This is a genomic window from Paenibacillus xylanexedens (assembly GCF_007680605.1).
Lineage (GTDB): Bacteria > Bacillota > Bacilli > Paenibacillales > Paenibacillaceae > Paenibacillus > Paenibacillus xylanexedens_B.
In genome coordinates, this window is record NZ_VEIO01000001.1 from 858,270 (window position 1) to 877,847 (window position 19,578).

The 19,578-nt window shown below is 46.7% G+C and carries 16 protein-coding genes; all 16 read left to right on the forward strand.

Going from position 1 to position 19,578, the window contains the following annotated elements; all coding sequences use genetic code 11:
• Window positions 1-15 precede the first annotated feature (15 nt).
• The 16 genes from FS818_RS03925 (at window position 16) to yfmF (ending at window position 19,578) form a co-directional block, all read left to right on the forward strand.
• Complete coding sequence (locus FS818_RS03925) at window positions 16-954, forward strand: bifunctional riboflavin kinase/FAD synthetase (RefSeq protein WP_397351709.1); 939 nt, start codon at window positions 16-18, stop codon at window positions 952-954.
• Window positions 955-1,112: 158 nt separating this feature from the next.
• Window positions 1,113-1,382, forward strand: coding sequence for a 30S ribosomal protein S15 (gene rpsO / locus FS818_RS03930; protein WP_056700672.1), 270 nt, complete (start codon window positions 1,113-1,115; stop codon window positions 1,380-1,382).
• A 259-nt stretch (window positions 1,383-1,641) separates the two neighbouring features.
• Window positions 1,642-3,744, forward strand: coding sequence for a polyribonucleotide nucleotidyltransferase (gene pnp / locus FS818_RS03935; RefSeq protein WP_145329818.1), 2,103 nt, complete (start codon window positions 1,642-1,644; stop codon window positions 3,742-3,744).
• 179 nt (window positions 3,745-3,923) lie between these two features.
• Entirely contained in the window at window positions 3,924-4,919 is a 996-nt protein-coding gene (locus FS818_RS03940) for a polysaccharide deacetylase family protein (protein WP_145329820.1), read from the forward strand.
• A gap of 102 nt (window positions 4,920-5,021) precedes the next feature.
• Window positions 5,022-6,302, forward strand: a complete 1,281-nt coding sequence (locus tag FS818_RS03945) for a M16 family metallopeptidase (protein WP_145329822.1) — start codon at window positions 5,022-5,024, stop codon at window positions 6,300-6,302.
• Window positions 6,259-6,711: a dUTP diphosphatase gene (dut, locus tag FS818_RS03950; RefSeq protein WP_186331575.1), complete on the forward strand. Its 453-nt coding sequence runs from the start codon at window positions 6,259-6,261 to the stop codon at window positions 6,709-6,711. Before FS818_RS03945 ends, dut begins: the two co-directional genes overlap by 44 nt.
• 209 nt (window positions 6,712-6,920) lie before the next feature.
• Entirely contained in the window at window positions 6,921-7,820 is a 900-nt protein-coding gene (gene dpsA, locus FS818_RS03955; RefSeq protein WP_145329825.1) for a dipicolinate synthase subunit DpsA, read from the forward strand.
• Window positions 7,817-8,413, forward strand: a complete 597-nt coding sequence (locus tag FS818_RS03960) for a dipicolinate synthase subunit B (RefSeq protein WP_145329827.1) — start codon at window positions 7,817-7,819, stop codon at window positions 8,411-8,413. Before dpsA ends, FS818_RS03960 begins: the two co-directional genes overlap by 4 nt.
• Window positions 8,414-8,717: 304 nt before the next feature.
• Window positions 8,718-9,935 (forward strand): aspartate kinase, encoded by a 1,218-nt coding sequence (gene dapG / locus FS818_RS03965; RefSeq protein WP_145329829.1) that lies wholly within the window; start codon window positions 8,718-8,720, stop codon window positions 9,933-9,935.
• A gap of 47 nt (window positions 9,936-9,982) precedes the next feature.
• Entirely contained in the window at window positions 9,983-10,861 is an 879-nt protein-coding gene (gene dapA / locus FS818_RS03970) for a 4-hydroxy-tetrahydrodipicolinate synthase (protein WP_145329831.1), read from the forward strand.
• Between the two features lie 512 nt (window positions 10,862-11,373).
• Window positions 11,374-13,023, forward strand: a complete 1,650-nt coding sequence (locus FS818_RS03975; RefSeq protein WP_397351758.1) for a ribonuclease J — start codon at window positions 11,374-11,376, stop codon at window positions 13,021-13,023.
• A 257-nt stretch (window positions 13,024-13,280) separates the two neighbouring features.
• Entirely contained in the window at window positions 13,281-14,045 is a 765-nt protein-coding gene (locus FS818_RS03980) for a ClpP family protease (RefSeq protein WP_313960472.1), read from the forward strand.
• Window positions 14,042-14,275: a YlzJ-like family protein gene (locus tag FS818_RS03985; RefSeq protein WP_145329835.1), complete on the forward strand. Its 234-nt coding sequence runs from the start codon at window positions 14,042-14,044 to the stop codon at window positions 14,273-14,275. The genes FS818_RS03980 and FS818_RS03985 overlap by 4 nt, the downstream gene beginning before the upstream one ends.
• A 90-nt stretch (window positions 14,276-14,365) precedes the next feature.
• Window positions 14,366-17,149 (forward strand): FtsK/SpoIIIE family DNA translocase, encoded by a 2,784-nt coding sequence (locus FS818_RS03990; protein WP_145329837.1) that lies wholly within the window; start codon window positions 14,366-14,368, stop codon window positions 17,147-17,149.
• A 178-nt stretch (window positions 17,150-17,327) separates the two neighbouring features.
• The gene (gene sleB / locus FS818_RS03995; protein ID WP_145329839.1) at window positions 17,328-18,161 is read left to right on the forward strand and encodes a spore cortex-lytic enzyme; all 834 of its coding nucleotides are present in this window, start codon (window positions 17,328-17,330) and stop codon (window positions 18,159-18,161) included.
• A gap of 133 nt (window positions 18,162-18,294) precedes the next feature.
• Complete coding sequence (gene yfmF, locus FS818_RS04000; RefSeq protein ID WP_145329840.1) at window positions 18,295-19,578, forward strand: EF-P 5-aminopentanol modification-associated protein YfmF; 1,284 nt, start codon at window positions 18,295-18,297, stop codon at window positions 19,576-19,578.

Here is a 19,578-nt window from a genome sequence, read left to right on the forward strand (position 1 = left end):
TGCAGGTGAATGATTGTGAAAACCGTAATGCTAACCTATCCGCAAACATTGCAATCCGCGGAACTGAGTACACATCCCCAAGTGCTGGCTATCGGTCAATTTGACGGGTTGCATCTCGGACATGCAAGCGTCATTCTATCCGCCGTTCGCATCGCTAGGGAATCGGATATGAAGGCGGCCGTCATGACCTTCCACCCACACCCGAAGGAAGTTATGCGCAAAGGGGATTACGAGGGTTATCTGACGCCTCTCAGAGACAAAGAAGAAATTTTGGCTGGCATGGGCGTAGACATACTCTATGTTGTCGAGTTCAATGAATCATTTTCACAGCTCTCGCCAGAGCAATTCGTTCATGAACTGTTGCTTCCTCTCCAAACGCGTACAGCTGTTGTTGGATTTGATTTCCGGTTCGGGCACAAAGGTGCTGGGGATGAACAAATGCTTCGTACGCTTGGAAATGGAGAAATGACAGTAGAGACCGTGCCTCCGTTCTTGCTGGGCGGGGAGAAAGTAAGTAGCTCGCTGATCCGTGCTCTGTTGAAGCGTGGTGAGATGGATGAGGCAAGCCAGTGGCTTGGACGTCCTTATAGTGTCAGAGGTACTGTGATTCACGGAGAGAAAAGGGGACGGACCATCGGTTTTCCTACCGCCAATCTCGAACTTACCGATCACTATGTTACACCAGCCAAAGGTGTATATGCTGTACGAGTAAACGTTGGCGATCAAGAATTGACAGGTGTGATGAACCTGGGTGTCAAACCTACCTTTCACGAGAATGGAATGAGACCGACGTACGAAGTGCATCTGCTTGATTTTGACGGCCAAATCTATGATCAGGAACTGAAAGTAGAACTGGTGCATTACATTCGAAATGAACGAAAATTCGATTCCATCGATGCTCTGATTGCTCAGATCCGTGAAGATGCACTCGCGGCTGCTCGCTTACTTTCCTAAAAACTTTAAAAAAATGGATGTTTACATTTACTTTGTCCGGGCAAGTATGGTATAATGTACTACGTTGTCGAATGAGGCAACATTAACCTTAGCTTGGTTACACGCTCTCACCGGCGGTGACGAGGCTAATGGCGATTATAATGAAGGAGGTGAATAGGATGGCATTGACTCAAGAACGTAAACAACAACTGATCGACGAGCACAAAACTCATGAGTCCGATACTGGATCACCTGAGGTGCAAGTTGCTATCCTTACGGAAAACATCAGAAGTTTGACAGACCACTTGCGTACGCATAAGAAAGACCACCACTCACGTCGTGGACTTTTGAAAATGGTAGGTCAACGTCGTAAGCTTTTGGCTTACGTGAAAAACAAAGATGTTAAACGTTACAGCGCACTGATCGAAAAACTCGGATTGCGTCGTTAATTATCGTACATGTTTTCAAAATCAACCTGGCTGTTATCCGCTTTTCTTTTGTCTAAAAGGACAAGCGGAGCTTACAGCCGGGTTGTTTTGTAGATGAACATGTTGCCATATATTTGTAGCTGAGGGCTCCGCAAGGAGCTTTTGTTTTGCAAGTCAGTCTCCGGCCTGTCCAACCGTAGTTAATGAATGCTGGACAAGCAGGAAATACTGTTAATATGCAGAATCCATTGTGATAGGAACGAATTAAAGGAGGGATTTCATGGAACAGCGTGTTGAAATGCAGCTTGGTGGAAGAAAGCTTACGCTTGAAACCGGGCGTTTGGCCAAGCAGGCAAATGCTGCCGTAAAGGTAACGTACGGAGATACCGTCGTATTGTGTACCGTGACAGCATCCAGTGAGCCGAAAGATTTGGACTTTTTCCCACTAACGGTGAACTATGAGGAAAGATTGTACGCTGTTGGTAAAATCCCAGGTGGATTTATCAAGCGTGAAGGTAGACCATCCGAGAAAGCAATTCTGGCAAGTCGTCTGACAGACCGTCCGATTCGTCCATTGTTCCCGGAAGGTTTCCGTAATGATGTACAAGTTCTGAATATTGTTATGAGCGTGGATCAGGATTGTGAACCACAAATCGCAGCAATGATTGGTACTTCAGCAGCACTCAGCATTTCCGATGTACCTTTCAGCGGGCCGATTGGTGGCGTAAAGGTTGGTCGTATTGATGGTGAATTTATTATCAACCCTACGATTGCACAGTTGGAAATTAGCGAACTTGAACTCGTGGTTGCAGGAACTAGAGATGCAATCATGATGGTTGAAGCGGAAGCGAATGAATTGCCAGAAGAAGTAATGCTTGAAGCAATCATGTTCGGACATGACGAGATCAAAAACATCGTGACGGTCATCGAAGAGCTTGTACAAGTTGCCGGTAAAGAAAAAATGGAAGTCAAACTGCATGCGGTTAATGCGGAAGTAAACAGTAGCGTTCGTGAGTATGCAAGCGCACGTCTGGTGGAAGCCGTTAAAATTGCCGAGAAACATGCACGTCAGGATGCCATCGATGCAGTGAATGACGAAACCGTTGCTCACTTCGAAGAGAAGTATCTTGAGACGCCTGAATTGCTCAAAGACGTGAAAGAAGTGCTGCACGATATCGTCAAAGAAGAAGTGCGCCGTCTGATCACTCACGATAAAGTTCGTCCGGATGGACGCGGCCTGGCCGAAATTCGTCCAATTGAATGTGATACTTCCCTGCTTCCGCGTACACATGGTTCAGGTTTGTTCACACGTGGACAAACACAAGCACTGAGCATCTGTACTTTGGGTGCACTGGGTGACGTTCAAATTCTGGATGGCATCAGTCTGGAAGAAACGAAACGTTTCATGCATCATTACAACTTCCCGCCGTTTAGCGTAGGTGAAGCTCGTCCGCTTCGTGCGCCAGGACGTCGTGAAATCGGACATGGTGCGCTTGGTGAGCGTGCGTTGTCCAAAGTCATTCCTTCTGAAACGGACTTCCCATACACGATTCGTTTGGTATCTGAAGTATTGGAATCCAACGGGTCTACGTCCCAAGCAAGTATCTGTGCGAGTACACTTGCCATGATGGACGCAGGTGTACCAATCAAAGCTCCGGTAGCTGGTGTAGCGATGGGTCTGATTAAAGACGGAGACCATGTATCTATCCTGAGTGATATTCAAGGTATGGAAGATCATCTGGGTGACATGGATTTCAAAGTAGCAGGAACACCTGAAGGCGTAACGGCGATTCAAATGGACATCAAAATTGATGGAATCGATCGTCAAATCTTGTCCGAAGCGCTGGCTCAAGCCAAAGAGGGACGTATGCACATTTTGGGTAAAATGACCGAAGTGATGAAAACACCTCGTGAGCAATTGTCCCAATATGCGCCTAAAATTACGACTATGCATATCAATCCGGACAAAATCCGTGATGTTATCGGCGCTGGTGGTAAAATCATCAATAAAATCATCGAAGAAACCGGTGTTAAAATTGATATCGAGCAGGATGGACGTGTCTTTATCGCTTCTTCCAATCAGGAGATGAATGATAAAGCCAAAGCGATTATCGAAGGTATTGTACGCGAAGTACTTGTTGGCGAAATCTATGTCGGCAAAGTAAAACGTGTTGAGAAATTCGGTGCATTCGTTGAAGTGTTGCCAAATAAAGAAGGTCTGGTTCACATCTCTCAATTGTCTACTGAGCGTGTAGCGAAAGTAGAAGATGTTGTGGCGATCGGTGATTCTATTACTGTAAAAGTAACCGAGATTGACCCGCAAGGTCGAATCAACTTGTCCCGTAAAGCAGTACTAACAGCAGAAGCTCCTGCGCAATCCTAGGTTGCTGACGTTTGTTTGAATAACATAAGCATGGTTGAATGAAGAGACAGAATGTGAATTTCTGGCTCTTTTTTTAACGTTTAAACAAGAATATGTCTATTCATCAGATTGCCGTTTTTATTCATATTCCTGTCCTTGTCCTCATATGATGGGGACAAAGACGGCAGGAGGATGGAGCTGTGAGAAACCAATCCAAAAAACTGGCGGTTGTTCTTGCGGGTGTGGCGGCGGTCATGCTAATCGGACAAGTGGACAGTGTACGTACATACATTACGGAGATCCGTGATGGTCCGGGAACTCAGAATGCTTTTGATATGTTCAAGGAAGCGACCGGAGAAGAATCATTGTTATCTGCGATCAGGGATAAGGCAGCAGAAACTCGAATTGCACCGGTGAATGCGAGAGTTGATCGGGTATGGAAAGCGATCCCGGGTTATAACGGCCTGGAGATTGACGTAGAAGCTACGTATCGCAAGGCGCTGGGCGGCACGCTGAATACCAAAATTCCATACGTCTATCGCCAAGTTGAGCCGGAAATTCAGTTAAAAGACCTGGGGGCACATCCGATCTATCGAGGCAATGCGAGTAAACCAATGGTTTCTTTTATGATTAATGTGGCTTGGGGGAATGAATTCCTCGTTCCAATGCTGGACACGCTTGACGCGGAGAAGGTGAAGGCTACATTTTTTCTGGATGGAAGCTGGCTGAGCAAAAATGCAGAACTCGCCAAGGAAATTCAGAAGCGTGGACATGAGCTTTCCAACCATGCATATTCACATCCCGACATGAGTCGTTTAAGTGCTGAGCGGGCGCGATTAGAAATTAGCAAAACCGAGGAGTTATTACAACAAACGCTCGGTGTGAAAAATCGTTGGTTTGCCCCGCCTTCGGGTGATTTTAATCAAAAAACGGTGGATATCGCCGCATCGATGGGGCTAAAAACCGTCCTCTGGACGGTAGATACAGTGGACTGGCGTAAACCGAGCCCGGACTCTGTGATTGCCAAAATTGCAAAGAAAACTGAAGCAGGATCGTTAATTCTCATGCATCCTACTGCTTCCTCGGCAGGAGCACTGAAAGGCATGATTGATTCGATCCACGCCAAAGGGCTTTCGCTAGGAACTGTAAGTGAGACGTTGTCTTCTGAACGGGTGCAGGGCCATACGGTTGAGTGAACGCCGTTTTTTTGTTAATATCAAAAAGTTGGAACCAAATGTCGATTTCAATTTGTTCATTATTGAGATCAGGGCAATTATAGAGATGTAGGAGGGCCAACCGTGAAAAAAATTCAGCTGGGCAATGGCCTCAGAGTTGTGATGGAACAAATCCCGACCTGTCGTTCCGTGTCATTTGGAATCTGGGTGAAAACAGGTTCGCGTAATGAGCGTACCGAAAATAACGGGGTATCCCATTTTATTGAACATATGCTGTTTAAGGGAACAGATCGTTTCGATGCCAAAGCGATTGCGGAGCAATTTGACGCCATTGGCGGTAATGTGAATGCATTTACATCCAAAGAGTATACCTGCTATTATGCGAAAGTGCTGGATGAGCATCTGCCAATTGCGGTTGATGTGTTGTCCGATATGTTTTTCCGTTCCAAAATGGACGACGGTGAACTGGTCAAAGAGAAAAACGTAATTTTGGAAGAAATCTCAATGTACGAGGATACGCCTGACGACATGGTTCACGATTTGATGGCGCTCGCTGCATATGGAGAGCATCCGCTGGCATATCCGATCCTGGGAACCGAAGAACGACTTAAAGCGATGGATTCCAGTCATTTACGTGCATATATGAAGGAACACTACACCATCGAGAATACCGTGATCAGTATTGCGGGTAACATTGACGATAGTGTGATTGATCTGATGGAGAAACACTTTGGTGCTTTTGATGTTAACGGTGTAACCGAGGAAGTAAACATTCCGACCTTTCAAAGCGGTCAGCTCTTCCACAAAAAGAAAACGGAGCAGAATCATATCTGTATCTCGTTTCCGGGCTGCAAAATCGGAGACCCGCTGCAATTTGCCATGGTTGTTCTTAACAATGCAATTGGCGGTGGCATGAGCTCCAGATTGTTCCAGGAAATCCGTGAAAAGCGTGGTCTCGCTTACTCCGTTTATTCCTATCATAGCTCTCATGCGGACAGTGGACTATTCACGATCTATGCGGGGACAGCGCCGAAACAGACCAAAGAAGTGCTGGATCTGACCAAAGAAGTTCTACGTGATCTGGCTGTAAATGGATTATCCGAGGATGAACTGCGTAAAGGCAAGGAGCAGCTGAAAGGCAGTCTGATCCTGAGTCTGGAGAGCACGGGCAGTCGTATGAACCGACTGGGGAAAAATGAATTGATGCTTGGCAGACATCATACGCTTGACGAGATGATTGCCAAAATTGAGCAAGTCACGATGAATGACATCGACGCTGTGCTTGATCTGATGTTTGCAGAGCCGTTTGCGCTCGCGATGGTAGGAGCTTCAGACAAGACGATTGCTGGACTGAGAAGGGATGATTTGGTTGCATTACGTTCAAATAAAGAAATTACCGGGTAACGAAGATATTAAACTGCCGCAAAAGATGTCCGAGCTGGCTGCCGGCTTTGATGTGGTGGCCGCATTGGACGAAGAGGTTGTACTAGAGCCGGGGCAGCGTACGTTGATCCCTACTGGTCTTGCGATGGCGATGCCAGCTGGGCTGGAAGCTCAAATTCGTCCGCGTAGCGGACTTGCGTTCAAACACGGGATTACCTGTCTCAACACTCCTGGAACCATTGATGCGGACTATCGCGGTGAGGTGAAGGTGTTACTCATTAATTTGGGTCAGGAGCCGTTTACGATTGTGCGAGGGGAACGAATTGCTCAAATCGTGTTTCAGACGGTGCCTGCCATCGAATTGACGGAAGTGGCCGAACTTTCGGAAACCGTGCGGGGCGAAGGCGGATTCGGACACACAGGTAAATAACCATACCGTACGTGATTTCTTTTTTACAAACATATTGTTGGCTAACGATAATAATTGTTGGCTAACGATAATAATAGCGTGTATCCCGGCCGCCCTTTACAGGGCGGCTTTTTATGTTGAACATGGATTTCATTCCTTTATTGTTTTCACCCCGCTGTAGGCCACTGCATACGATAAGGCATACATGTGGTGAAAGGAGTGACGTCCCGATGCTGACCGGAGTCCGGATAGTCGTTCTTGGCGGAGATGCAAGGCAGCTTGAAGTCATTCAAAAATGCGCCGAGCTTGATGCAACGGTAAGTGTAGTAGGCTTCGATCAACTGGAGCAAGTGATTCCGGGCATTGAGCACCGCGAACTTAAGGATGAAGTGTTTGCTTCTGCAGATGTATTGGTCCTGCCTGTTGTGAGCTGTGATGATCAAGGAAAAGTGAGCTCTTCGTTTAGTGTTGAACCGATTGTTCTGAAAAAGGAACATATGGCCGCCCTGCCGGAGCACTGCACCGTGTTTACTGGCATGGCAAAGCCGTTTTTGCGTGAACTTTGTGAGGAGAATGGCCTTCGGCTTGTGGAAGTGCTTGATCGTGATGACATCGCACTATACAACTCTATTCCGACAGCGGAGGGAGCCATCGCCATTGCAATTAAAGAAACGGATTTTACGATTCACGGGTCTGAATGCATCGTGCTTGGCATCGGTCGAACAGGGTTTACGCTAGCCAAAACATTGCAAGGACTTGGAGCTAATGTACGAGTGGGGATTCGGCGGAATGAGGATGTTGCCAGGGCAACGATCATGGGCTGGAAGCCTTTCATGACAACGGATTTGGCCGCTCAAACCGGGGAAGTTGACTTGCTTTTTAATACGATACCGACTATGATAATCACAGCACAAATCCTGTCCAGGATGCCTCAAAAAGCCGTCATTATCGACCTTGCATCCGCCCCAGGCGGCTGCGATTTCAGATATGCAGACAAACGTGGCATTAAGGCACTGCTCGCACCAGGCCTCCCCGGCATTGTTGCTCCCAGAACGGCTGGCGGCATTATTGCCGACGCGTTAATCCGTTTGCTTTTGGAAGAACAGAACGCACGGGAGGTTAAATCATGAACTGGCAGGGTAAAACGGTAGGTTACGCAATTACGGGGTCTCATTGTACGTTTGAAGAGGTTATGCCAGTCATTAGCCGCTTTGTATCCGAAGGCGCGAATGTCGTTCCGATTATTTCGAACTCGGTACTGACGACGGATACGCGATTCGGAACAGCGCAGAATTGGCAAAAACAATTGAAAGATATAACGGGTAATGAGATCATCTCTACAATTGTTGAGGCGGAGCCCTTAGGGCCCTCCAAGCTGCTTGATGTGCTGGTCATTGCTCCGTGCACGGGGAATACCACAAGCAAGCTGGCGAACGCGATGACGGATAGTCCGGTGCTTATGGCTGCAAAAGCGCAGATGCGTAATCAGCGTCCGCTTGTGCTGGCGATATCAACGAATGATGGACTTGGTTTGAATGCAGCAAATATAGCTAAATTATTAGTGGCCAAATATGTATATTTTGTACCGTTTGGTCAAGATGATCCAACGAAAAAACCAAACTCGTTAGTTGCCAAAATGGAACTTATCCCGGAGGCTTGCTGGAGTGCACTGGAAGGAAAGCAACTGCAACCGATGATTGTGGAGCGTGCTCCACAGGCTTAAGGATGGTATTCAGGGCAATAACGGCTATGCGCTTGGAGAAATGAAGAAGGGTACGAGAGACAAAGAAAATCATGGGGGACGATAGCTGGATTATACAGCTACCTCTAAACACGTTCCTGTTCATAAGGGCATTCCTGCTTGCATATGATCTTCATGCAGCAAGCAGGAGAGATGTATTTGATATACATGTCATACATGCCGTATACATTGCTGAGATTATCGCATCGGAACGCTCCCAAGGGTTATGCATTTGTTGATTTGACCCGTGTCCAGTCTTCTTGCGTACACAAATGGAGGAATAAAGATGCGTATTATGGTACAAAAATTCGGAGGTACATCGCTCTCTACTGTGCAAGCAAGAGAGCATGTGCTCCGGCATGTTAAACGTGAGCTCGAAGCGGGTTTTAACCTCGTTATTGTGGTGTCAGCCATGGGTCGCCGCGGTGAGCCTTATGCTACGGATACACTTTTGGACTGGGCTGCACAGAACGGGAATGCTTTATCTGCTCGCGAAAAAGATTTACTGCTGTGCTGTGGTGAAATTATTTCTGCAACAACACTCAGCAGTTTGCTTGAACATGAAGGCATTCCAACTTCAGTGCTGACCGGCGCACAAGCAGGTTTTGTGACGGACGACAATTTCGGGAATGCCCGGATATTGGATGTCCGTCCTGTTCGTGTGCTGGAACAGCTTCAACTCGGTCGCGTTGTCATTGTAACTGGATTCCAGGGACAAACGGAAAAAGGCGATTTTACCACACTCGGACGCGGAGGTAGTGATACATCCGCTACAGCTCTGGGTGCAGCACTACGAGCTGAGATGGTGGACATATACACGGACGTTAACGGGATATTAACGGCTGACCCTCGGATAGTTGAAGATGCTCGTCCGTTGACCGTAGTAAGCTATGCGGAAATCTGTAACATGGCTCATCATGGGGCGAAAGTTATTCATCCGCGTGCCGTCGAGATTGCGATGCAATCGCAAATTCCCGTGCGGGTAAGATCTACTTTTGCCGATACAGAAGGTACGCTTGTTACCCATCCGGAAGGGTTTCAGGATGTACAGACAGGCATTATTGACCGCTATGTAACCGGTATTGCTTATGTGAGCAATGTTACGCAGATTACGGTGGATGTTCCTGGTGGGACGGATCGCCTCCAATTAAAAGTTTTCAAAACGATGGCGGAAAATTCAATTAGCGTTGATTTTATTAATGTAACCCCCTCGGGAGTCGTCTATACCGTGTTTGATAGTGATTCCGAGAAGGCTATACGCGTATTGCAGGAGATCGGACTAAAGCCTCAAAGTCTGTCCGGCTGTGCCAAAGTATCTGTTATTGGCGGAGGAATTAACGGTGTGCCTGGAATTATGGCCCGCATTGTGGAGTCACTTACACTCGCAGATATTCAGATTTTGCAATCGGCGGATTCCAATACAACGATCTGGGTGCTTGTTAAAAAAGAAGATATGGTTCAGGCTTTGAGAGCACTTCATGCCTCATTCGAACTTCACTTGTAACTCACCCATGTTAGCGGAGCCAGACTTGTTTTGAGGGAGGAATCGAATTGGACTTTGGAAGATTGATTACAGCAATGGTCACTCCGTTCAATGCACAAGGAGAGATTCATTGGGAGGAAACGGCACGTCTCATCGATTATCTGATCGTTGATCAAAAGTCGGAGACTCTCGTGATTTCTGGAACAACAGGGGAGTCGCCAACACTTAGTGATACAGAGAAAGTTCAATTATTCGAATTTGCAGTGAAACATGCGGCTGGAAGGTGCAAGATTATTGCCGGAACGGGCAGCAACAACACAGCCCATTCTATCCATCTGACAAAAGAAGCTGAACGTGTTGGGGTAGACGGGGTATTATTAGTTGTTCCGTATTACAACAAGCCGAGCCAAGAAGGTATGTTTAGACATTTTGAAGCGATTGCTGCAGCAACTACGCTGCCAGTGATGCTATACAATGTGCCTGGACGTACTGTCGCAAACCTGTCTGCTGCAACCACGTTGCGACTGGCACAAATCCCGAATATTGTGGCGACGAAGGAATGTGCCTCCATGGAGCAGGTAACTTTAATTGCAGCCGATGCACCAGATCATTTCAGAGTCTATTCAGGGGATGATGCGGCAGGTTTGCCTGCTATTGCAGTTGGTGCTCACGGTATTGTTAGCGTGGCGAGTCACGTCGTGGGAGCAGAGATGAAAAAGATGATCGATGCCTTTTATGACGGCGACCCTCTACAAGCGAGACGCATTCATCAGAAGCTCTTCCCGCTATTTAAAGGGTTGTTTGAGTGCCCACAGCCTTTGCCTAATCCGGTAGCGGTAAAATATGCATTAACTTTACGTGGACTGGACGTAGGCTCAGTGCGTCTGCCTTTGATTCCGCCTACCGTAGAGGAGCAGGATTACATTAAAAATCTGCTTCAATTGTAAATAAAAGTCGGATTCATTAGACGTTTATTAATGATAAGCACGAACGCTATGTTTAACGAAAGAACCGCACCTCTCAGGTAGAGGCAGCGGTTCTTTTTTTGACGAGCGATGTAAGGTTTCTTTTTTTGCAGGAAGGGAAACCTACAGGTTAACGAGAGAGTGACTTGTTTTTTCTGTTTTTAATCATGTATAATGATGTCAAGTGACTGGGTGCGGTATTTTTTTGAAATTGAAAGCGACATCGTTTCGTTGGTGTGGCTTTGCGGTGAAAAAGGAAGGAACGGCTAAGAGGGGAAATTCGGATCCAACCTGTTGGTGATGGGGTATAACTTCGAAGAACTTCTTCCAAATATCGTGAATAAAGGTGTTCTTTTGCATTCATCCCTAATTCATAGGGGTGTGATGTTTGAACTACTTTTCTTAACTTACAATAAATAATAAGGTACGACGTCCAACTACCATAGGAGGTTCAGATTCATTTGTCTAAGAAAAATAATAATAACGAGAAGCTGATGATTTTTGCATTGGGCGGCGTAGGCGAGATTGGTAAAAATATGTATGTTATCCAATACGCGAACGACATTGTAGTCGTAGACGCTGGTCTTAAATTCCCTGAAGAAGATATGCTTGGTATTGATATTGTCATCCCTGACATTTCGTACTTGACCGAGAACCGTGATAAAGTACGCGGCATTATTTTAACTCACGGTCACGAGGATCACATCGGCGGTTTGCCATATGTCCTCAAACACTTGAATGTTCCTGTTTACGGAACCAGACTTACACTTGGTCTTGTTGAGAACAAACTGAAAGAAGCTAATTTGCTGGGTGAGACGAAACGTATCCTCATCAACGCAGATTCAGAGATCGAACTGGGAACAACGCTGAAAGCATCATTCTTTGCTACTAATCATAGTATTCCCGATTCCGTCGGGGTATGTGTAGAAACGCCGGAAGGCGCAGTTGTTCACACAGGTGACTTTAAATTTGATCATACGCCAGTGAATGGTCAGTATGCAGATCTCCAACGTATGGCACAGATCGGAACCAACGGCGTACTTGCGTTGCTCTCTGACAGTACCAATGCGGAGAAACCTGGATTCACTCCATCTGAGAAAAACGTAGGCATTGTGCTGGAAGATATTTTCCGCAAAGCTAACCAACGTGTCGTTGTCGCAACGTTTGCTTCCAACGTACACCGTATTCAACAGGTTATCAATGCAGCAGAGGTTACTGGACGTAAAGTTGCAGTGATCGGACGCAGCATGGTAAATGTGGTGGGTATCGCTTCGGATTTAGGTTATCTGGAAATTCCAGATGGAATGATCATTGAGCCGGAAGAAGTTGGGAAAATGGCTGCAGATCGTGTAGTTATTCTCTGCACAGGTAGCCAAGGTGAGCCAATGTCCGCATTGACGCGTATGGCGCGTTCTACGCATCGCAAAGTGGACATCCTTCCCGGAGATACCGTTATCATTGCAGCAACACCTGTACCAGGAAACGAAAAGTATGTAGGTCGTACAATTGACGAACTGTTCCGTCTGGGAGCTAACGTACATTACAGCGGTGCTAACAGCGGCGTTCACGTATCTGGTCACGGTAGCCAGGAAGAATTGAAACTTATGCTCAACTTGATGAAACCGAAATACTTCCTGCCAATTCACGGTGAATTCCGGATGCAACGTCGTCACGCGGTGCTCGCTGAATCCGTAGGCATCGACCCGGACAATATTTTCATTACGGATATCGGTGAAGTTGTCGAGATTCAAGGTGGAGCTGCACGTAAAGCAGGTAAAGTAACTGCAGGTAACGTGTTGATCGATGGTCTGGGTGTAGGTGATGTTGGTAACATCGTATTGCGTGATCGTAAATTGCTGTCTCAGGATGGTATTCTGGTTGTCGTGGTAACACTCAGCAAGCAGGATGGTAAAATCGTCTCTGGTCCGGATATTATCTCCCGCGGATTCGTGTATGTACGTGAGTCAGAAGGACTGCTGGATGAGGCTAATCGCATTGTAAGCAGTACTTTGCAGAAGCTGATGAGTGAAAATGTAAACGAGTGGGCTTCACTTAAAACAAACGTTAAAGATGCTTTGGGACGTTTCCTGTATGAGCAAACGCGTCGTAGACCGATGATTTTGCCAATCATTATGGAAGTTTAAAATAAGTTTAATAAAAAACATATAATCAGGCACACAGTCGCCCCTTCTCTACGAGTAATATTGGACGGTTCCTCGTAGAGAAGGGGCTTTTTTGTGTTTTTAAAAGGAGGTATGAGAGGGGAGTAAAGTTTCAAAGGCTGATTGATGGAAATGTTTGTTCAGGGAAAGTATAAGGTCGTTGACAGATTCCCCATACTAAGGAAAAGACAACAATTATATTTTTCAGGAGAAGGAGACAGCATTTTATGAATGAGCAGATGAATGACAACAAACGAATGCCAAAATCCAATCAGTCGGAGGCCGAAGCTCCAGATATTCCGGTGCAGGAGGAGAAGCAACTTTCTCCAGTCACAGAATCCATTCAGCAGTTCGGGCAAACACAGTCACCAGCCAGTGAATCTAATATTTTCTGCATGACCATTATCGGTCAGGTAGAGGGACATTTAATTTTACCTCCACAGAACAAAACAACCAAGTATGAGCATATTATTCCGCAGCTGGTAGCGGCAGAACAGAATCAGAAGATTGAAGGCATTTTGATCATTCTCAATACCGTAGGTGGAGATGTGGAAGCTGGCCTTGCTATTGCTGAGATGATTGCCTCTTTGAGCAAACCAACGGTGACCGTTGTCATTGGAGGAGGGCATAGTATTGGTGTACCGATTGCAGTTGCTTCGACGTACTCGCTTATTGCGGGAAGTTCCACAATGACGATCCACCCCATACGTATGAATGGACTTGTCATAGGTGTACCCCAGACGTTTGAATACATGGAGAAGATGCAGGAGCGCGTTGTACGGTTTGTAACTTCACACTCTAACATTTCCGAAGACATGTTCAAAGAATTGATGTTCAAGACAGGAGAGTTGAATCGGGATATTGGAACAGCAGTAGGAAGTGCAGACGCGGTGAAGTACGGTCTCATGGATGCTGTTGGTGGTATTGGTCAAGCCATTGCACAATTAAACAAGCTTATGGGAGATAGAAGACAGGCGATGCAAGCAGGAGGATACACGCAATGACAACCATGTATACTGTGATGCCTCCAGAGCAACTATGGTCAGGCATGTGGACAGAGGCGGGAGATACGAAAGAGATCCGAATGAATGGTTTGTTGATGCAGGTCAGACCGGTAAACGACACCGAGGCTGTTATTGTGCGTTTACTTGACTGCCCACTAGAAGCATATCTGGATCCGTCCAATCTGCCGGGTTCAACCGTTCCGCTTTCGGGTAACACAAGTCCAACATAACGCGACGAATTCAGACAAATGGTGCAGAAAAAGAACATATGTACGGAATATATTTGTATGGTATAATATTCTTCTGGGGGTGACCTGATTTTGGCCAGAAGAAAAAAGAGGAAAAAAAAGGGTGCCGGGTTTAGTGGTGTCTTAAAATATGAAATTTATGGAATTGTGCTAATCACGCTGGCAGTTATAGCACTATCGGGTGAAGCCACAGTGGGACGTTCGCTTTCCAAGATGTTTGGACTGATGCTTGGCAAGTTTTATTTTGCGATTCCGCTTGTGGGCATATATTACGGTTTGATGGTGATGATTCATCGGAAGTGGCCTAGTGGCTGGACTACACGCAAGACGGGTTTGGTACTGCTTGTCTTTGCGTTAACCTTGATGAGCACCATATCGGCTATGCATCAGAAGTTGCTTCCGGTTGACGCGCTTGAACCAGGTGCGGTGCTGACCCAGGTACATAATGATATGCAAACTGAATTATTGACACCAGCTGCCCCTGGAGAACGGGATTCCATGCTTGGTAAGGATATTAGCGGCGGGTATCTTGGTGCAGGACAGTTTGCTTTATTTTTGTGGTTATTTGGCAGTCTTGGCGCAAGATTGATCATGATCGTCATGTTTGTGATTAGCTTTATGCTTGTTACGGGGCTTTCCTATGTTGATTTGATACGCATATTCCGAACTAAGATTTGGGATGCTGGCAGCTCCATGTACAAAAAACTGGAATCCAGACCAGCAAAACGTTCCGCTTCCAGTGTGACGGGAGTTAAGAAAAACAACGCACGTAAACTCGCACCTGTACCCGTTGATGATGAGGAAGAGGATGACGATTATGATTCTCCCGATTCCCAAGAAGGACAGCTGCCCAAACGTAAGGCTCCGATATTCTTCCAGTTGTTCGGAAAATGGGGGGCGGATCGGCAGCCCGCGAAACAAGCTGAGGAATCATCTTCGGAAACAGATGTGCTCGAATCGGAACAGGTCGTTTATCGTGCTGGGCAGGATTTGCCAACCGAGGCATGGTCTGGAGAGCTTGAGTCATCTGTGATCAAAGGTTCTGGTGCAGCAGCAGTTGGTGCAACAGCATCAGTAACGCAGGCAAAGGTTGATTCGGCACCGATTATTCGTGACTTCTTTGAACATGTCAGATCAGAGGGCTCTGACAAGGATGATGATCTGGATGATGCCTATCCTTTCCCGGATGATCTGAATCATAATAACAGCACTCTAGATCAGGTAGACAAAACGGATATTAAATTTACAGATGAACTGGTAGAAGCAGAGTGGACTGAAGCCCATGGCGCAACAGATATGCTTCAAGCGGATCTTGAGCAAGAGATAACGGATGGAGAAGACGCTCCGAGTGAAACGTTGAACTCTGGCATGGAGCAGGATGGTGTGGCAGGAGAGACTGTACAACCTGTCATACCGCCACCTCCTCCGCCGAAGCCATACAAGCTTCCTTCATTCCGGCTTTTGTCCAAGCCTCATAATAGTGGAAAAGGTAGCGATCAGAAGGATTACATGCAGACTGCACGCAAGCTGGAAGCAACGTTAGAAAGTTTCGGTGTACGTGCCAAAGTTCTGGAGGTTGTCCGAGGTCCAGCGGTTACAAGGTATGAAATTCAACCAGATATCGGGGTCAAGGTTAGCCGGATCGTCAGTCTTACCGATGATATCGCTTTAGCTCTGGCTGCGAAAGATATTCGGATGGAAGCACCCATTCCAGGAAAATCGGCAATTGGTATTGAAGTCCCGAATGGCGAAGTATCCGTTGTGACCATGCGTGAAGTGATGGAGACAGCCACGTTCCAGGATGCTGAATCCAAAGTAACAATTGCGTTTGGACGTGATATATCAGGTCAGACGATCATTGGCAACTTGGCCCGTATGCCCCACTTGTTAGTGGCTGGAGCTACCGGATCAGGAAAGTCGGTATGTATCAACGGCATTATCACCAGCATTTTGTATAAAGCTAAGCCAGATGAGGTCAAGTTTCTAATGGTTGACCCCAAAATGGTTGAGTTGAATGTGTATAACGGAATTCCGCATCTGATGGCACCGGTAGTGACCGATCCGAAAAGAGCGTCGCTTGCGCTCAAAAAGATCGTAGTCGAGATGGAGAAAAGGTATGAGTTGTTCTCCAAATCAGGTACACGTAACGTTGAGGGATATAACAATCTGATGAAAGATAATCCGGCGGCGGTACTGCCATACATTGTGGTTATTGTGGACGAGCTTGCTGATTTGATGATGGTAGCTGCTGGAGATGTAGAGGATGCGATTGCGCGCCTTGCGCAGATGGCCCGTGCAGCCGGAATTCACCTGATCATTGCGACGCAACGTCCTTCCGTTGATGTTATTACAGGGGTAATCAAAGCGAATATTCCTTCACGGATTGCATTCGGCGTATCCTCACAAGTCGATTCACGTACGATTCTGGATATGGGTGGAGCGGAGAAGTTGTTAGGCCGTGGAGACATGCTGTTCATGCCAATGGGTGCTTCCAAGCCAATTCGTGTTCAGGGTGCGTTTATGAGTGATGAAGAGGTTGAAAATATCGTGAATTACGTTCGGGGTCAAGGCGTAGCGCAGTATGATGAATCCCTTGTGCCAGAGGTAGATGACTCCAATCAAGCAACAGAAGAAGTACAGGATGAGTTATACGAGCAGGCTGTACAGATCATTCTGGAAGCAAAGCAGGCTTCGGTGTCACTCTTACAACGTCGAATGCGGGTAGGTTATACTCGTGCAGCGCGTTTGATTGACTCGATGGAAGCCAGAGGTGTGATTGGGCCATATGAAGGCAGCAAACCGCGCGAAGTCCTTGTTTCGCTGGAACAGTATCAACAGAACAAAATAAGCTCATAGAGAAGCGTTAGAAAACCTTCAACCTTTATGGTTGGAGGTTTTTTGTTGTTCCGCAACTTTGAGGTTTTGCCATTTGCTCCAGAGATCGGGTCGTTTGGTGCATAGGAAACATGACTGCTTGTCATAATAACGGTAGCGATTCTGTTAAATTCCACAAGAGAAAGGTAGAGCATAGTCGATGCGAAAAATGAACCTATGGCTTTTCACTGCTATTTTGCTGATAACCGCGCTTGGAATTCGTTATTTGCTTCCTGAGCATACAGCGCCTCAAAGTGCTGCTCAGAACAACCTGCCAGCAGAGGAAAAAGCAATGCCGACCTTCAGTAACAATACCGTGAAATATGGCAGTTACGGTCAGGATGTCTACGAGCTTCAGGGACGATTAAAGTATCTCGGTTTCTACAATGGCAAAATCGATAGTAATTTCGGCAGTAGCACGCTGAAATCAGTGAAATGGTTTCAATCTGAATTTGGCATGAAGGCAGATGGTGTGGTAGGCGCCAAAACCAAGTTAAAGCTATATAACGCCAGCACCAAATGGTCACCTACCGAGCCACCTTTGCATAAAGGAGGGGCTACTGGTGGAGATACAGGCGGAGGTGGAGATACCTCAAGTAATGAGAAGGACAATATGGGTTCTGCCAATGCGCTCGGACTCTCCGAGAACGAGCTTAAAATTATGGCGAATGCCGTATATGGCGAAGCGCGAGGCGAACCGTTTGAAGGTCAGGTAGCCGTAGCCGCTGTTATTCTGAATCGCGTAAACTCAGCAAGTTTTCCATCTACGCCTTCCGGGGTCATCTTTCAACCGGGAGCCTTTACAGCCGTAGCGGATGGACAGATTTATCTGGAGCCCAATGCTCAGGCGAAAAAAGCTGTAGAACAGGCATTGAACGGGTGGGACCCTTCCGGTGGATGTTTGTATTATTTTAACCCGAAGACAGCCACATCCAAATGGATATGGACTCGTCCGCAGGTGAAAACGATCGGGCAGCATATATTCTGCATGTAATCGGGCAATCCGGCGGGAAGCAACCAGAAGGCATGACTTCGGTTGCTTCTTGGCTTTTGGATGGTTTAAAATGGAGGTTACGTTTAAGCTTGAGACAGGTTATCTAAATGACGCCGTAAAGGGGTTTTGACATTTGAATACCGCAGCATTTGAACGGGGGAGCCGTAAACAGCTACGTATCCATGTGCTTCCAACCAAACGTTTCAAAACGTTCGCTATCTCACTGTATGCCGGAGTTCCGCTACGCGAGGACACCGTTACTCCTGTGGCATTGACACCGTTTGTTTTAAGAAGAGGGACAGAGTCCTATCCGGAAACAACGCAATTTCGAGAGCAATTGGAGCATTTGTACGGAGCAGGATTTGGTTTTGACGTCTATAAACGCGGTGATTATCAGATTGTGCAGTTTCGTATGGACACCATTAATGATTCGTTTGTCGGAGGTGGGGAGCAGCAACTTCTGGATCGTTCGTTTGCGTTTCTTGGAGAAGTGCTGACCAAGCCCGCGAGGGAAAATGGACACTTCAAAACATCGTATGTACAGGCAGAACGCGAGACGGTTCGTAAAAAGCTGGAGTCCATTGTGAACGATAAAATGCGTTATGCTGCTGAACGGTGTATCGAAGAAATGTGCAAACATGAGCCTTACCGGCTTCATCCCTTGGGTGAACGAAAAGCACTGCCAGCCATGGAACCTTCTGAATTAACGGTTGCTTATGAAAACTGGCTAAGGGAAGCCAGCATGGACTTGTATGTGGTCGGGGATACAACACTTGAAGAAGTAGAGGAACTGGTGCAGCGTCATTTTAACCTTGAACGCAAGACTTCCTCTGACTATCAGGCTCAGAAGGCGGTGCGTGGGGATGAGGAGCCACATACGGTCATTGAACGGCTGAACATTGGGCAGGGCAAGCTGAACCTGGGGCTTCGCACTTCCATTACCTATGCAGATGATAAATACGCTTCAGCGCTAATGTATAACGGTATTTTGGGTGGATACCCGCATTCGAAGTTGTTTGTCAATGTTCGTGAAAAAGAAAGCCTCGCCTATTATGCTTCTTCCAGATACGATGGGCACAAAGGCATTGCCACCATTCAATCCGGAATTGAAATTCCCAATTATGAAAAAGCAGTGACCATCATCAAGCAACAGCTTGAGGAAATGAAACTTGGTCATATCACCGATCTGGAGATGTCCCAGACAAAAGCGATGATCCGTAATCTGTTAAAAGAAATGCAGGATGCTGCTTTTGAGATGATTGCTTATGATTTTAACCGTCAGTTGTCCGGTAAGGAGAGAACATCTGAAGAGCTGCTTGCTCAAATCGAGCAGACGACCAAGCAGGATGTTCGTGAGGCCGCAGAGCAGTTCCGACTGGATACGATTTATTTCTTGCGGGACGAGAAGGAGGAATAG

What these genes read in the sequence shown, in the direction of transcription:
- rpsO (WP_056700672.1), top strand. Translation starts at nt 1,113, where the DNA reads ATGGCATTGACTCAAGAACGTAAACAACAACTGATCGACGAGCACAAA.
- pnp (WP_145329818.1), top strand. Translation starts at nt 1,642, where the DNA reads ATGGAACAGCGTGTTGAAATGCAGCTTGGTGGAAGAAAGCTTACGCTT.
- dut (WP_186331575.1), top strand. Translation starts at nt 6,259, where the DNA reads ATGATTTGGTTGCATTACGTTCAAATAAAGAAATTACCGGGTAACGAA.
- dpsA (WP_145329825.1), top strand. Translation starts at nt 6,921, where the DNA reads ATGCTGACCGGAGTCCGGATAGTCGTTCTTGGCGGAGATGCAAGGCAG.
- FS818_RS03960 (WP_145329827.1), top strand. Translation starts at nt 7,817, where the DNA reads ATGAACTGGCAGGGTAAAACGGTAGGTTACGCAATTACGGGGTCTCAT.
- dapG (WP_145329829.1), top strand. Translation starts at nt 8,718, where the DNA reads ATGCGTATTATGGTACAAAAATTCGGAGGTACATCGCTCTCTACTGTG.
- FS818_RS03975 (WP_397351758.1), top strand. Translation starts at nt 11,374, where the DNA reads ATGATTTTTGCATTGGGCGGCGTAGGCGAGATTGGTAAAAATATGTAT.
- FS818_RS03980 (WP_313960472.1), top strand. Translation starts at nt 13,281, where the DNA reads ATGAATGACAACAAACGAATGCCAAAATCCAATCAGTCGGAGGCCGAA.
- FS818_RS03985 (WP_145329835.1), top strand. Translation starts at nt 14,042, where the DNA reads ATGACAACCATGTATACTGTGATGCCTCCAGAGCAACTATGGTCAGGC.
- sleB (WP_145329839.1), top strand. Translation starts at nt 17,328, where the DNA reads ATGCGAAAAATGAACCTATGGCTTTTCACTGCTATTTTGCTGATAACC.